Raw genomic sequence first — 14,787 nt, 5'->3', positions numbered from 1 at the left:
CTAGTGCACGGCCTTGGGAAGCTTGGGGGCTTTCGAAAGCATCATGCGATATCAATCTTCGTCTCAAGCCGTCTGTCCGGTTAACGCCTGACGACGGGCGCGGATCACGGCCCAAAGGCCGATGGCGACCATAGGCAGCGACAGCACCATTCCCATCGTTAGCCAGTTCGTGCCGAGGAGATAACCGAGCTGCTCATCAGGTTGACGGAAGAATTCGACAAAAATACGCGAGAAGGCATAGCCAATCACAAAAATGCCACTGACCGTGCCGGGCTTCTTGAGCGCGAAGGCCCAGCGCGTGAGAATGAAGAGAACGAGGAAGAGGATGATGCCTTCGATACCGGCCTCGTAAAGCTGGCTTGGATGGCGCGGATCGGGGCCTGCGGGGCAGACGCCATTATGCGCTGCAATCACATGCGGGCTGCAGAATACCATCGCCCAGGGAACATCCGAGACCCGGCCCCAAAGCTCACCGTTGATGAAATTGGCGATGCGACCGAAGAAGAGCCCGATCGGCGCGACTGCGGCAACGATATCGAACAGGCTCCATGCCGGGATATTGTTGCGTCTTGCGAACAGGAACATGGCGATGGTCGTGCCTATCAAGCCGCCATGGAAAGACATGCCGCCGTTCCAGACCTCGATGGCGCGGATCGGATTGGCAAGGACCGGATCGAGATCATAGAACAGGATGTAGCCGATGCGGCCGCCAAGAACGATGCCGAACGCCACCCAGAGGATGAAGTCATCCAGATGCTGGCGCGTCATCGGAGCGCTGTCGTTCAGCCAAAGCTTGCCGTTGTCGACCAGACGGCGCGCATAGAACCAGCCAAGCAGGATGCCCGCCACATAGGCGAGCCCGTACCAGTGGATCGAAATTGGACCCAGGGAAACGGCAATCGGATCGATATCCGGAAATGGCAGGATGGCGGCGAGATTGGCGGATGTCAGCAAGATCGTCAGGCCCGTTGCAGCGTGATTCCCAAAAGCACTGCGCCTTTTCGGGACAGGAATATTTTAAGTTCAAATGTGCGCGGAACATGGCGCTCGCTGTCGAAACGGTCAAGTCGATTATTGATATGCCCGTTATCGTGGGTCCGGTTGTCCCCGTCCTATCTCAATTTGCTTGCATCGGCCCCTTGGAAATCCTACCTCAACACTATCTGGCCCCGTATCGAAGCCTGCTGGTTTTAGGGGCTGACGGCCGCAAGGAGATTGCTATGAGCACTGGACCGAACCGTATCTTGGATGAATTTGCCAAGCTGATGACCGATGCCGCCGGTGCTGCCCAGGGCGTGCGCCGCGAGGTTGAGACCGCTTTCAACGCCCATGCCGAGCGCTGGCTCAACAGCATGGATATCGTCAAGCGCGAGGAATTCGAGGCCGTTCGCGAAATGGCGATCAAGGCGCGCGACGAAAACGAGGCGCTGCTTGCGAGAATCGAAGCACTCGAAGCCAAGCTTGCCTCCAAGGGCAAATAAGCTGCAATCTTCCACTGCGGATTGGCGCGGCACTCGTTTGCCGCGCATTTTTTATTCAAAAATTTCATTTGTTTTTCCACCTGTGGACATAGGCAAAAAAGCCAATTGCCAGAGTCGGTTATGACTCCCTTCTGAATAGGTGCGACAACCGCTGTCCACAGCGCCGTTTCCAAAAACGCCGCTCAGGGGCTGGCAGGCCGGGCATGCCGCTATACACTGATTTTAAATGATGATTCGAAACGGACTTGGTAAGCTCCGGGCAGGGTGGACGCGTTAGTCTGGCAGCCGTTCAACATCATCCCGAGGATGTTTCCGGGGTAAAGCGGGTTGCGTTATTTCAGTGTTGAACCACGGGAAAACTGCATTCGTTCCGGTCAAGAAGGTGCTGCATGAGCCTTATGGAAATGGAAGTCGAACGACAATCGAATCCGGTGGACATGATCGAGTTCGTGGCGGCCAACAACGACTGGTCGTTTGAACGATCAGGCGAAGACGAGCTTGCCATGACGGTCGAAGGGCGGTGGACCGATTACCACGTGTCTTTCTCGTGGATGGAAGAATTCGAGGCGTTGCATATCGCCTGTGCATTCGACGTGAAGGTCTCGGAGCCCCGCGTCAACGAGGTGATCAAGCTACTGTCCTGCATCAATGGTCAGGTGCTGATGGGCCACTTCGATCTGTGGCGGCAGGAGGATATCGTTATTTTCCGCCAGTCGCTGCTGCTGTCAGGCGGTGCCGAGCCGACAAACCGGCAGGTGGAAGTGCTGCTTTCCAATGCGCTTGACACCTGCGAGGCATACTATCAGGCTTTCCAGTTCGTGGTGTGGTCTGGCCTCGATGCCAACCGCGCCATGGAAGCGGTGCTCTTCGAAACGGTAGGCGAAGCGTGACATGACAGGCCAACAGTCCGCCAGTGCTTTCGCATCCTCCGGGCCGATCCTGCTGATCGGCGCCGGCAATATGGGCGGTGCGCTGCTGACGGGGTGGTTGAAGAACGGAGTGCCCGGATCTTCGGTCATCGTCGTCGATCCCAATCCGTCCGAGCCGATGCGGAAGATGATTGCGGATGCGGGCGCCAGCCATGTCACGGGCGTTCCTGCCGGCGTGACGGCGGGTGTGCTTTTCATTGCCGTCAAGCCTCAGATGATGGATGCCGTGCTGCCGCCATTGAAGGCTACGGTGGGTGACAATACAGTGGTCGTATCGATTGCGGCGGGCAAGACGCTCGCCGCGCTCGAAGCGCATCTCGGTGAAGCAGCCATGGTGCGAGCCATGCCCAATACACCTGCTATGGTCGGGCGCGGCGTTACCGGCGCTTTTGCGAATGACAGGGTTGCCGAATTTCAGAGGCAACTTGTCCAGAATCTCCTCAAGGTATCCGGCCCGGTCGAGTGGGTGCCGGGAGAGGCCGATATCGATTCCGTAACCGCGGTCTCGGGCAGCGGTCCCGCCTATGTTTTCTATCTCGTCGAATGCATGGCGGAAGCCGGCCGGAAGCTCGGCCTGCAGGCGGACCTCGCCATGCGGCTCGCACGGGAGACTGTCGCGGGGGCTGGTGAATTGCTCCATCAGTCCCCCGACGACGCAGCGCGTCTGCGCCAGAACGTCACGTCTCCCGGCGGCACGACCGCTGCGGCGCTGGGCGTCTTGATGGCGGAAGACGGCATGCAGCCCTTGTTCGATGCGGCGATTGAAGCGGCCCGCAAGCGAGCGCAAGAGCTGGCCGGTTGAATTCTAGAGCATTTTCGCTTTTCTTCGAATCGCGAAAGCGCTCTATCTCTTTGTTTTTACGCATTCCAAACGGAAAACCGCTGCGCACTTTTCCTGGAAATGCTCTATGGGGAAGGCCGAGGCATGACGGAAGAGATCACCTATGGCGATTTCGAGCGCGTGGATATTCGCGTCGGGACGATCATCGAGGCGGAGACCTTTCCGGAAGCCCGCAAGCCCGCATACAAGCTGCGGATCGATTTCGGACCGGAGATCGGTATCAAGCGTTCCTCCGCGCAGATTACCGTGCACTACACGCCGGAAACCCTTGTCGGCCGGCAGGTGCTTGCCGTGGTCAATTTCCCGCCGCGTCAAATCGGCCCGGTGCGTTCAGAAGTTCTGACGCTCGGATTCGAGGATGAGGCAGGCGCGATCGTCCTTGCCGCCGTGACGCATCCAGTGCCGAACGGCAAGAAGATGATGTAAGCTGCATTCCTTCAAGGGAATGAATGGCTCAATGAATATCCCTTGATAGCGGATCAGTCAGGCTGAAGTGGAGAAATTCCGCTTCGAAGCCTTCTCGTTGTGGCGAGCAAAAGGCAGGACCGACCGACAGTTCCTCCAGGGTCGCGTCGAACCAGGCGAGCCTTGCCATGCGCCATTCGTCCATCCTGTCGGTGCGATACTGGATGAAGAGTGCGTCGCCGTTGCGTGTCACCCGCGCGGACATGACGTCGAATTCATGCTCCAGCCGAAAGGCCGACCAGTCGGAATTGCCATTGGTGACGACGACGCTGAAATGCCTTGCGCCATCGGTATATTCGATCCCACATTTCATCCAGTGCCTGGCATCGTGGCGGATCATCAGGCCTGCCTGATCGTAGAGTTCACGGTAATGCCCGATGAAGCTCACCTCGGCGGTAAAGTCACCCCGGCGCGGCTTTCCGAGAAAATGACCGTCGTCGCGATGGAAGCCGTAATAGGTTTCCTGCCAGAAATCGGTCTTGTTGCCTGAGCGTACGAATAACCGACCCTGGTTCATTTCCCATGCCGGCGGCGCGTTCAGCCAATGCATGCCATCGATGTCGATCGACATAGTGCCTTCTCCTTCAGGCAGGAATGCGGATGGTGGCGCGCAGGCCGCCCAGCGGGCTGTCGGATAGCGTGACGTTGCCGCCATGGCTGCGGGCGATATCGCGGGCAATGGCCAAGCCGAGGCCGGTGCCGGATTTGTCGAGATTGCGGGCAGAATCCAGCCGGAAGAACGGCTTGAAGACATCCTCTCGCGCCTCGGGGGGGATGCCCGGGCCATCGTCGTCGAAGATGATCGTCAGCCACTTGGCGCTATGCTTGGCCTCGATACGCAGACTTTTGGCGTAGCGGCGCGCATTCGTGGCAAGATTGGTGACAAGTCGGGTAAAGGCATTCGCACGGACGGAAATCTCGTCGTCACCGTCGATGGTGAAGTCCATGGATTTGCCGTGCAATGTGAAGTCCTGCCGAATCCTCTCCAGGATGTCGCTGAGCTTGAACTGGCCGACATCCTCCTCCGCTTCGCCGCGTGCAAAGGCCATATAGCCTTCGAGCATGCTCTGCATATCCTCGACATCCTCGTTGAGGCCGGCCAGATCGGGATTGTCGCTGGCAAGAGCGAGCTGGAGCTTGAAGCGAGTGAGCACCGTTCGCAGGTCGTGGCTGACACCTGACAGCATCGCCGTGCGCTGCTCGAGTTGTCGCTCGATGCGCTCGCGCATCAGGATGAAAGCAAGGCCAGCGCGCCGAACCTCGTCGGCGCCACGCGGAGAGTAGTTCTCCAGGCGCTGTCCCTTGCCGAAGCTCTCGGCGGCGCGGGCCAGCGCCAGGATCGGCCTGATCTGGCCACGCAGGAACAATACGGCGATGCCGATCAGAACCAATGAGGTGCCGACCATCCAGAGGATGAAAATATGCGTATTGGACGCATAGGTCTGGCTGCGCTTGGCAAAGACGCGTAGCACCTTGTCGGGCAGCTTGACCCGGATCTCGACCAGGCTGGAGTTTCCAACCGTGTCGATCCAGAAGGGCAGGTTGATCTGATCGCGGATCTCGTCACTCAGAATGCCGTCGAGGATCGAGAAGAATGGCTTCTCGCGCGGAGGCGGTAATTCGCCGCCCGGCTCGATCGAGATGCTGAGATCGAGCTTTTGCCGGGCGATCTGGGTAATGGCCGAAAAGTCCGCGTCCTGCGGATAGGTCTCAATGATGGCGATGATCGCGGCGATATCGCGCGTGGTCGCCATCGACAGCCGCTGCGTCACCATCTGCCAGTGGCGTTCCATGAAGACGACGGTAACGACGGCCTGAAGGATGATCATCGGCAGGATGAAGATGAGCAGCGAGCGGGCATAGAGACCGGTCGGCAACACATATCTGCGCATCCAGCGCGAAAGCCACCGCAGCCCATTCGACGGCGTGTGATCCTGTTCACGTCTGATCGAATCGAATGCCACCATTGCCGCGGACCTTTGGAACCGAACTCAGTCTATGCTCAGACGGTAGCCGATGCCACGTACCGTCTGTAACCAGATAGGGTTTGCCGGATCGTCTTCAATCTTGCGGCGCAGCCGATTTATCTGCACATCGATGGTGCGCTCGCCAACCTCGGCGTCGCCGCCGATCAGTTCATGACGCGGGATGGTCTCACCGGCACGCTTGGCAAAGAGCAGCATGATTTCCTGCTCCCGGTCGGTCAGGCGGATGAGTTCCGCCGACTTTTTCAGCTCCTTGCGGGTCAGCGAAAACGTATAGGGCCCGAACATGACAAGCTCGATTTTCGGGGAATCGGCCGGGGTGTTACGGCGAAGGATATTGTTGACGCGCAGCACCAGCTCGCGCGGATCGAAGGGCTTGGGGAGATAGTCGTCGGCGCCGGCCTCAAGGCCGGCAATGCGGGAATCGGCTTCCGCAAGCGCCGTCAGCATGATGACCGGGATGTTCTTGATGGCCCGCAGGCTTGCCGTAAGCTCGATGCCGGATTCGCCGGGCATCATCACATCCATGATGATGAGATCGAAATCGAGCCCTTCGAGCTTGCGGCGCGCTTCGGCGCCGTCTGCCGCCGCCGTCACGCGAAATCCCTTCTCCATAAGGTAGCGATTGAGGAGGGCGCGGATACGCGTGTCGTCATCCACAACCAAAAGATGTGCCGCATCGTCCGAAATAGCTGTCTTCGTCGTCATTCGATCCGTCTCAATCCTGCCCGTTGATGGAAATGATCCATTTCGCGCCAGCCTTGTGCAGCTGGAACCGTCGTCACGTCTCGGTTTGCATTCCCCTCAGGAAACGTTTCACGCTTTCGCGCGTTGCTTCCGATGCGCCTTCGAATGCCCGTTCAATACGGCGCGATTGCGGCTCGGCCAGCGCCAGCGCCAGATCGCGGCCCGCTTGCGTGGGATAAAGCTTGCGTTGACGCCGGTCCTCGGGACCGGCGACCTGCCGAATATAACCTGAATCGATCAATTGTTTTAGAACCCGCGCCAAACTCTGCTTGGTGATCTGCAGTGTTTCCAGAAGGTCCGCAACGGTCATCCCGGGTTCGCGGTTAACGAAATGGACGACGCGGTGATGGGCCCGGCCAAAGCCGCTCTTGACGAGGATCTGATCCGGATCCGATACGAAGTCGCGGTAGGCGAAGAAAAGCAGCTCGATGATCTCGAAATCGATGATTCCCGCGTTCTGCATCGGCGTTGCCAGCAACTCCGCCTTTGTCGCGTTTTGGCTCATCTGTCGTGCCACCGTAGCATTTCCTTTTTATCTTCAATCGTTCGGGAAACTTATGCAAAAATATGTCAGCTTTATTGACATTTTTATGCCATCGGTTGCTCCCGCACAATGCCGCTTTGCAGGAACGAGCTTGCCGTTCGCGCGAAATTAGATGCGGCTTTGCAAAAACTTCAACATCCCTGAATTCCCCGGCGCTGCGCGGATGCTGCGCAAGGAGAACAGCAACCAGTCGACATAGTGTAAACCCGCCCCGCTGTTATACATGGCTCTGACGGGCAGGTGACGCGAAAAACGAATATCTTCCGCGAAAGCAATCGCATTGGTGCGGGATCATCAGCCGGTCGGCAGCAATCGCGACTTCCTCTTGCCTCATGCAATGAGCGCCCGCGGGGCATCGAAGCCACAGCTTTCAAACAGGCCTGCATATGGATACGCAAAAGCCGAGCGTGCATGTCGCTCGGCTTTTGCTGCGTATAATTTTACGACTTGCGGCCGAGAACCGCGCCAACGATTGCCGAGAGCACGCCGCCGGCGATCAGCGATGATATGCCCTGTGCCACGAGGCCGGTGAGGGCTTCACTGCCGATCAGATTGAGGATGACCCCACCGCCAAGGCCGCCAATGGCGCCCGCGATCGTTCTGGCGATAAGATTGATGCCGTCCTGCTTCAAAACGGCGCTTGCGGCGTTGCCGCCGATTGCGCCGGCTATCAGCTGTGTGATGATAGGCCCTAGACTTTCCATGATTGCCCTTCTCCCATAGTTCCGGAAGACGCTTCCGGATGCCCTCTCGTCGCATCCTGGATCGGTGCCAGGGAGCGGCGATAATCCTCACTGATATTAGGATTACATCATGCACCAGACGGTGGAAATAGAAGGGCAACTCAAACGGGAGAAATCCGCGATAAAAGCAGGGGAAATCCGCTTCTTAGGCATGCGGCCGACTAGCCGCACGCGAATTTTGCCATCTTGCTCGGGTTTCGAGCCGAATCAGCGATAGACGTAAACGATCCGTCGCGTGCCTGGATCAACCAGGACCGGCTGGCGGTTTACCTCGACATAGCTGTATCGGTAGTCCGGGATACGGTGGATCTCGACGCTTTGCGGCAGTGTGGCGCCGACCACTGCGTCGTTGTCCAGTTGGACTGTGTCGACCGGATTCTCGTCGATGTAGCCCCGGATATTGCCTGGCGGTGTAACGGCGACGACAGTGTCCCCATTCTCATCGGCGGGGCCGAGCAATTCGTCGTTCGGGCCCGGCTGTACGGCTCGCACGCTGCCCGTCCTGACTGGGTCAGTCTGCTCGTAGGTAACTGTGGGAATGCCGAGATCGTCACGATGATCCTGAACGACGACGGAGGCGCCGTTTTGCTCGACGTTGAGATACTGAGCATAGACCCAGCCGCGCATGCCGTTGACATCTACGCGGCACCAGCGGCTGCCTTCGATACAGCCGTCCAGCGTCGCTTCGGAGCCACGTGTTGCGACGCCGACGGTTGGAAACTCGGCGCCGGGGCCTGAACGGACTTCGATGTCGCTCGCCGTGGTCGCGGCCATTTCGGCCTGTGCCAGACCGGCGCTGCCGACAAGGACGAGGCCGGTCAGCAGCAGATTTCTCTTCAAGGACATTGGTTCTCTCCTTCTGCCTTTAAAGACGTATCTCAACGCTTCGCACGCTTCAGTGTTCCGGTCCGCGCGGTTCAGCTCTGACGCTTGCTGAGAGAAGGTTCAGGTAACTGCTCGAATTATTTACCTATTTCCGGATTCCGCAGGTTGGCGTTCGCGTGAGCACGGCACTTTGAAAGCGCCAGGGGCTGTTTTGCCCGGAGTTTGCGGCTATACCGGCAGCACGACGATCCAAGAGACGAGGCGCTTCATGGGCATGCTCCAGGCCGGCATCATTCCGGTGACCCCTTTCGAACAGAATTGCACCATCCTGTTCGACCCGGATACCAAGGAAGGGGTGGTGGTCGATCCCGGTGGCGATGTCGACGTCATCCTGCAGACGGTGCGTGAAAATGGTCTGACCTTGAAGGCCATCTGGTTGACTCATGGCCATATCGATCATGCCGGCGGTGCGGACGAGGTGCGTGAGGCGCTTGATATCGAGGTGATCGGCCCGCATGAGGATGACCGGTTCTTGCTCGAGGACATCGAGGCCAAGGGCAAGATGTTCAACATCGACGGCGTGCGCAATGTGGTGCCGGATCGCTTTTTGAAGGATGGCGACAAGGTTTCCTTCGGCGAACATGAATTCGAGGTGTTTCACTGCCCGGGTCACGCGCCCGGCCACGTCATATACGTCAATCGCAAGCAGGGCTTCGCGCATCTCGGCGACGTGCTTTTCAACGGCTCGATTGGCCGCACGGATTTGCCCGGCGGCAACCATCAGCAGCTGTTGGATTCGATCCGCGACAAGGTCTTCCCGCTTGGCGACGAAGTCGGCTTCATCTGCGGTCACGGTCCGGGCAGCCGCATTGGCGACGAGCGTCGCACCAATCCTTTCCTCCGCGGGCTTTGAATCAGAAAGCGCCGCTCAGGGGCGGCGCTTTCTCGATCTGGTCCGATGTGTCTGGATCAATCTGCCGTGCAGAAGTGACGCATGCCGTCAAAGCCGACATAGGTGCCGCTTTGGCCGTCGAAGCTTCTGTAGCGATCGTAGCAATAGCGCATCCATGCGGACGACCACGGGCGCAGGCCCGAGACCGGCGGCGGAGCGTAGTAGCTGACATCCCGTTCGACGTAGACGCGGCGCGGCGCCGGGCGATAATAATAGGGCGGAGGAGGGGCGTCATAGTCAGGTTCGACATAGACCGGTGCCGGCTCGACATAGCGCGGCTGGCTGGCGATCGCCGAGCCGACGATGAGGCCGGTAGCGAGACCGGCGGCGCCGAGCGCCCAACCATCCCGGTTGCGGTGACGCCAATATTCGTCCGCTGAAGCTGCACTCATGGACGTCAGCGTCAATGCTGCAGCCATGGCGGACATGACGAGCGATTTGCCGAGTATGGTCATTGGTCTATCCTTCAACGAAAACGGGACAACTATTATCCCCGCTCTTTCATGTCAGGCAGACTAAATGCGATAAGCTGAATGCAGACTGAATGATAAAAACCCGGCATCGCTGCCGGGCCTCAACTCGAATGATAGCCGTGAGACGTATCAGCCCGCAATCTGGAGATTGACGGCCTTCGGTCCCTTACCGCGGCGATCCGGTTCCGTGTCGAAGCTTACTTTCTGGTTTTCAGACAGTCCTGCCAGGCCGGATGCCTGAACCGCAGAAATATGTACAAAGATGTCTGCTCCACCTTTGTCCGGCTTGATGAAGCCAAAGCCCTTATCGGTGTTGAAAAACTTTACAGTGCCAGTCTCGGCCATGCCTAAGGTCCCTTTTCTCTCTGCCCGCCATCCACACGGGCAGCACTACTGTATTGCCCTTGCGGGCGCTTGCAGGCAGTTCTCGCAATTTGAAGGAAAAGGTCCCCTATACCTCGGCTCGATCTCGATGCGATGTTTGCCACCCCGCGTCTTGACCAAGCTGACCGGAATATTAGCGTTTCCGGCGCGCAATTCTATTAGGACTTCCCATGCTCTAAAAATGCCCGAACATCGTTGAGAGTGCTGTGTTTATTGGGAATTGGCAAGCAAAAGTTTTTTAACGTATCGGGAGGAGCACAGTCCTGTAACGCGATGATGTTATGGCGATTCGCAAATTTTCCCACGTTGAAACAAGTTTCTAAGGGTTTTGCATCGTTGGCGATATAATTTTGGTGAAATTTTCCCAAATCGCTGGCGATCTGCGCCCGTTTTAGACTGTTCGAGAAAATTTCAAAGAGAGTGGCCGCGAACAGCCATAGCGTGCATTTCGGGCCGTTTTCAGGCCGTTGCGCTGCGGCGGCGAACGATTTCCGGTACCAGTTCTACTGCCAGCATGGCGGTGAACATCAAGGCGCAACCGGCATAGCCGAGCGGTCCCATGGTCTCGCCGAGGAGCAAAGCGCCAAGCGAGGCTCCGAACAGAGCTTCCGAGGAGAGGAAGATCGCCGCCTGCGGGGCGGTCGTGTAACGCTGGCCGATAATCTGCAGCGCGAAGGCAAGGCCGGATGAAAAGATGCCGACATAAAGGATTTCGCCGAGTGCTGCGCGGATGGCGGCCACGCTGATCGGCTCTATGTCGGCGGCTACTGCCAAAGCGAGGACGGCGGTGACTGCGAATTGCGTGGCGGAAATACCGAGGGGCCGGCCGGTTTCGTTGACGGCAGAGCCGGCAAGCGTGATCTGCGCGGCCCAGAACAGCGCACAGATCACGGTGAGGAAATCGCCGATTGTCAGATGCGACAGAGATCCGCCGGACAGGAGATAGATGCCGCCGAGCGCCATCAGAGCCGCCGGCCAGATGATCCAATGGGGAGACCGGCGCAGGAAGACGACGGCGATCAAGGGTACGAAGACGACGTAAAGGCCGGTGATGAAGCTGGAGTTCGTGACGGTTGTGGTCAGGAGCCCTAGCTGCTGCGTTGCGGCGCCGCCGAACAGCGCGACGCCGATCAGCACGAAGGAGAGCCAGTTGCGAGGCGTCAGCGGCTGCGCCGTCTTCCTGTTTTCCATCCACACAAAGGGCAGGACAACGATGGTCGCGACGGCGAACCGCAGACCGATGAACCAGAACGGTCCGATCGACTTCATTGCTGTCGATTGTGCGACGAAGCCTCCGCCCCAGATTGCGGCAGCCAGCAACAACAATAAATTCGCCTGTATGCGAGACATTTGCATCCTACGGGAGGGGGACCGATCTTGATGACCGTTAGCAGTTGCATTTGCCCGGAGCAAGGCCGAAAGGTGCCGGCGACGGCGAGCCACATGCGCCTAGTTCGTCGCTCTTGAAACTCTCAAAAGCGCGCCATCATTCTCGTCCGTCGTGATCAAAAGCGCACCGTCGGGCGCGATAACAATGTCGCGCATGCGACCGAATTTATCGTCGAACATGCGTTCCCGCTCGGTGATCTTGCCGCCGGCGTCGCGCTCGAGACGAGACAGCAGCTGGAATTTCAGCGCCGTGACCAGCAGGTCGCCATTCCATTCCGGAAACATCTTGCCGCGATAGACGGCAATGGCGCCGGGTGCGATCGACGGATCCCAGTAGAAGAGGGGCTGTTCCATGCCCTTCTTCGCCGTGCCGATGCCGATCTTCGTGCCGTTGTAGTTGACCCCATAGGAGATGACCGGCCAGCCATAGTTCTTGCCAGCTTCGGGCGTGTTGATCTCGTCGCCGCCCTTCGCGCCATGCTCGGCCGTATAGAGCTTGCCTGTCGCCGTATCGAATGTGATGCCCTGCGGATTGCGATGACCCTTCGACCAGATTTCCGGTAAAGCGCTCTTGCCATCCTTGAAGGGATTGTCGGTGGGAATGCTGCCATCCGCCTCGATATGGATGATGGAGCCCGCATCGTCATGGAAATCCTGTGCGCGATCCTGCTCGCCGCGATCGCCGAGGCCGACGAAAAGACTGCCATCCCTGGCAATGGCGATGCGTGCACCATACTGGATATTGCCGCGCGACAGCTTGTTCATCAGGAAAATGCGCTTCACCTCGGTCAGTTGCTTCTCGTCCGGTGAAAGTTTGGCGCGGAACACGGCCGTGCCGCTGCCGCCGTCGGCTGCCACCGAGGCGGTGAAATACAGGGTTCGGTTGCTGCTGAATTTCGGGTCGAGTTCGACGTCCAGCAGGCCGCCTTGTCCGTGGGCATAGACCTCCGGCACTCCGACAATCGGGGCTGACACCTTGCCATCGCGGATCAGGCGCATTTGGCCGGGCCGTTCGGTCACAAGATAGGCGCCATCCGGCAGCACTGCGACCGCCCAGGGATGTTCGAGCCCGGTGGCGATCGTTTCGACTTTGGCCGCCACTTTCTGCGTCTTGATGGTCTGAGAGGTTTCGGCAGATGCCGCGCCTGCCGACCACTGAGCTGATGCCACCAAGGCAATCGCAAATCGTCCTGGACCAAAGCGCATGTTCTCAACTCCCCCAATATAGCCGCTTTCGCAACGTGGGGCGGCCGACCCGGCGTTCAAGGAGAGGTGTGTGGTCGATAACGCCATTGTGTTCGCAAAGGTGGCGTCTCCATGTTTCTCCGGTCGATCCAGACGGAGGGCAAGGCGCCGATGCGTCGACCCGATCTGTGTCGACAGGCTCGCGTGAAGTTCCGGATACGGGAAACTGTTTGATTTTCATCGGAAATTTCAACGCTCTTCAGAAACTGAATCAGCTGCCTCGCAAATTGATTCAACGTCGAGGGATCAGCGGGATGGCGCACGGCGACGCGGAGGTCATGCGCGGTCTTTCGCCGGCACCTCAAGATCGGCCGAAGATGGTGCGAAAGGCAGCGCCCGGAAAGCCATGAAATAAAGCCACTGTGACGCCTTTGTGCTTGAAACCTCGGCCCATATTCGACATAGAGCTTAGCGCAGAAATCTGGTCCACAGGCTTTCTGCCCATTTCAACCGAATAGGACCGATCATCATGGCCTTTCTTGCCGACGCTCTTTCCCGTGTAAAGCCTTCTGCCACCATCGCCGTTTCCCAGAAAGCGCGCGAGTTGAAAGCAAAAGGACGCGACGTGATCGGCCTCGGCGCAGGCGAGCCTGATTTTGATACGCCCGATAATATCAAGACGGCGGCCATCGACGCGATCAATCGCGGCGAGACGAAGTACACGCCGGTTGCCGGCATTCCTGAACTGCGCAAGGCGATTGCTGCCAAGTTCAAGCGCGAGAACAATCTGGACTACGCTCCCGAGCAGACCATCGTCGGCACGGGCGGCAAGCAGATCCTGTTCAACGCCTTCATGGCGACGCTGAACCCTGGCGACGAAGTCGTGATCCCGACACCTTACTGGGTATCCTATCCGGAGATGGTGGCGCTTTGCGGCGGCACGCCGGTTTTCGTCGCGACGACGCAGGCCAACAACTTCAAGCTTCAGCCCGCCGACCTCGAAAAGGCGATCACGCCGAAGACCAAGTGGTTCATGTTCAACTCGCCGTCCAACCCGTCGGGCGCCGCCTATTCGCATGACGAACTGAAGGCGCTGACGGACGTGCTGGTCAAGCATCCACATGTCTGGATCCTGACCGACGACATGTACGAGCACCTGACCTATGGCGAGTTCAAGTTCGCCACGCCGGTCGAAGTCGAGCCGAGCCTCTATGACCGCACGCTGACGATGAACGGCGTCTCGAAGGCCTATGCGATGACCGGCTGGCGTATCGGTTACGCTGCCGGCCCGCTGCAGCTCATCAAGGCCATGGACATGATCCAGGGTCAGCAGACCTCGGGTGCGACCTCGATCGCCCAGTGGGCTGCCGTCGAAGCGCTGAATGGTCCGCAGGACTTCATTCCGCGCAACAAGAAGATCTTCGAAGGTCGCCGTGATCTCGTTGTATCCATGCTGAACCAGGCAAAGGGTCTTTCGTGCCCGGTTCCGGAAGGCGCTTTCTACGTCTATCCGTCCTGCGCCGGCCTGATCGGCAAGACGGCTCCGACCGGCAAGATCATCGAGACGGACGAAGACTTCGTGTCCGAGCTGCTGGAATCGGAAGGCGTTGCCGTCGTGCACGGTTCTGCCTTCGGCCTCGGCCCGAACTTCCGCATCTCCTACGCGACCTCGGAAGAGCTGCTCGAAGAAGCTTGCCGCCGCATCCAGCGTTTCTGCGGCGCCTGCAAATAAGCGGTTCCAAGACTAGTTCAATGAAAAGCCCGCCAGAGATGACGGGCTTTTTGTCTTAAAGGCCTTGATGCTGGTTCATCAATTGATTCAAGCGCTTCGCGATCTGAATCCG

General features: G+C 58.6%; 17 protein-coding genes. 6 read left to right on the top strand and 11 right to left on the bottom strand.

Features of this window, described 5'->3' with window-relative positions:
* Window positions 1-63 precede the first annotated feature (63 nt).
* Entirely contained in the window at window positions 64-954 is an 891-nt protein-coding gene (gene lgt / locus A6U86_RS07180) for a prolipoprotein diacylglyceryl transferase (protein ID WP_068388274.1), read from the bottom strand.
* Window positions 955-1,220: 266 nt separating this feature from the next.
* Between lgt and A6U86_RS07175 the strand changes: the two genes are divergently transcribed.
* The 4 genes from A6U86_RS07175 to A6U86_RS07160 all read left to right on the top strand — a co-directional run bounded on the left by A6U86_RS07175 (window position 1,221) and on the right by A6U86_RS07160 (window position 3,677).
* Window positions 1,221-1,481, top strand: a complete 261-nt coding sequence (locus A6U86_RS07175) for an accessory factor UbiK family protein (protein WP_068388635.1) — start codon at window positions 1,221-1,223, stop codon at window positions 1,479-1,481.
* A 389-nt stretch (window positions 1,482-1,870) separates the two neighbouring features.
* A complete protein-coding gene (locus A6U86_RS07170; RefSeq protein WP_068388271.1) occupies window positions 1,871-2,371 on the top strand; it encodes a YbjN domain-containing protein in 501 nt (166 codons plus the stop codon).
* Window position 2,372: 1 nt separating this feature from the next.
* Window positions 2,373-3,212 carry a pyrroline-5-carboxylate reductase gene (proC, locus tag A6U86_RS07165; RefSeq protein ID WP_068388267.1) on the top strand — a complete coding sequence of 280 codons (840 nt, stop codon included), beginning with the start codon at window positions 2,373-2,375 and terminating at the stop codon, window positions 3,210-3,212.
* Between the two features lie 123 nt (window positions 3,213-3,335).
* Window positions 3,336-3,677 (top strand): tRNA-binding protein, encoded by a 342-nt coding sequence (locus tag A6U86_RS07160; RefSeq protein WP_068388632.1) that lies wholly within the window; start codon window positions 3,336-3,338, stop codon window positions 3,675-3,677.
* Between the two features lie 28 nt (window positions 3,678-3,705).
* Here the strand turns inward: A6U86_RS07160 and A6U86_RS07155 are convergent, their stop codons facing one another.
* The 6 genes from A6U86_RS07155 to A6U86_RS07130 form a co-directional block, all read right to left on the bottom strand.
* Window positions 3,706-4,287 (bottom strand): DUF1349 domain-containing protein, encoded by a 582-nt coding sequence (locus tag A6U86_RS07155; protein ID WP_068388264.1) that lies wholly within the window; start codon window positions 4,285-4,287, stop codon window positions 3,706-3,708.
* Between the two features lie 13 nt (window positions 4,288-4,300).
* Window positions 4,301-5,683 (bottom strand): ATP-binding protein, encoded by a 1,383-nt coding sequence (locus A6U86_RS07150; protein ID WP_068388261.1) that lies wholly within the window; start codon window positions 5,681-5,683, stop codon window positions 4,301-4,303.
* A 24-nt stretch (window positions 5,684-5,707) separates the two neighbouring features.
* On the bottom strand, window positions 5,708-6,409 hold the full coding sequence (locus A6U86_RS07145) for a response regulator (RefSeq protein ID WP_068388257.1): 702 nt from the start codon (window positions 6,407-6,409) through the stop codon (window positions 5,708-5,710).
* A gap of 73 nt (window positions 6,410-6,482) precedes the next feature.
* Window positions 6,483-6,965, bottom strand: a complete 483-nt coding sequence (locus A6U86_RS07140; RefSeq protein WP_068388254.1) for a MarR family winged helix-turn-helix transcriptional regulator — start codon at window positions 6,963-6,965, stop codon at window positions 6,483-6,485.
* Window positions 6,966-7,432: 467 nt separating this feature from the next.
* Window positions 7,433-7,696: a hypothetical protein gene (locus A6U86_RS07135; protein ID WP_068388252.1), complete on the bottom strand. Its 264-nt coding sequence runs from the start codon at window positions 7,694-7,696 to the stop codon at window positions 7,433-7,435.
* A gap of 246 nt (window positions 7,697-7,942) precedes the next feature.
* Window positions 7,943-8,581, bottom strand: a complete 639-nt coding sequence (locus A6U86_RS07130; protein ID WP_068388250.1) for a DUF1236 domain-containing protein — start codon at window positions 8,579-8,581, stop codon at window positions 7,943-7,945.
* A 247-nt stretch (window positions 8,582-8,828) separates the two neighbouring features.
* Between A6U86_RS07130 and A6U86_RS07125 the strand changes: the two genes are divergently transcribed.
* Complete coding sequence (locus A6U86_RS07125) at window positions 8,829-9,473, top strand: MBL fold metallo-hydrolase (RefSeq protein ID WP_068388248.1); 645 nt, start codon at window positions 8,829-8,831, stop codon at window positions 9,471-9,473.
* Between the two features lie 56 nt (window positions 9,474-9,529).
* On the opposite strand, the gene A6U86_RS07120 is transcribed toward A6U86_RS07125, so the two are convergent.
* The 4 genes from A6U86_RS07120 to A6U86_RS07105 form a co-directional block, all read right to left on the bottom strand.
* Window positions 9,530-9,967 carry a BA14K family protein gene (locus tag A6U86_RS07120; RefSeq protein ID WP_068388245.1) on the bottom strand — a complete coding sequence of 146 codons (438 nt, stop codon included), beginning with the start codon at window positions 9,965-9,967 and terminating at the stop codon, window positions 9,530-9,532.
* Between the two features lie 147 nt (window positions 9,968-10,114).
* On the bottom strand, window positions 10,115-10,330 hold the full coding sequence (locus A6U86_RS07115; protein WP_004116423.1) for a cold-shock protein: 216 nt from the start codon (window positions 10,328-10,330) through the stop codon (window positions 10,115-10,117).
* 498 nt (window positions 10,331-10,828) lie between these two features.
* Window positions 10,829-11,719, bottom strand: a complete 891-nt coding sequence (locus tag A6U86_RS07110) for a DMT family transporter (protein ID WP_068388244.1) — start codon at window positions 11,717-11,719, stop codon at window positions 10,829-10,831.
* A 99-nt stretch (window positions 11,720-11,818) separates the two neighbouring features.
* The gene (locus A6U86_RS07105) at window positions 11,819-12,964 is read right to left on the bottom strand and encodes a PQQ-dependent sugar dehydrogenase (protein ID WP_068388240.1); all 1,146 of its coding nucleotides are present in this window, start codon (window positions 12,962-12,964) and stop codon (window positions 11,819-11,821) included.
* 508 nt (window positions 12,965-13,472) lie between these two features.
* Here A6U86_RS07105 and A6U86_RS07095 point away from each other — a divergent pair.
* Entirely contained in the window at window positions 13,473-14,675 is a 1,203-nt protein-coding gene (locus A6U86_RS07095; protein WP_068388233.1) for a pyridoxal phosphate-dependent aminotransferase, read from the top strand.
* Window positions 14,676-14,787: the final 112 nt, after the last annotated feature.

Origin of the sequence: Rhizobium sp. AC27/96 (genome assembly GCF_001692325.1) — a bacterium.
GTDB lineage: Bacteria > Pseudomonadota > Alphaproteobacteria > Rhizobiales > Rhizobiaceae > Rhizobium.
This window is presented reverse-complemented; position numbering and strand designations above follow the sequence as displayed.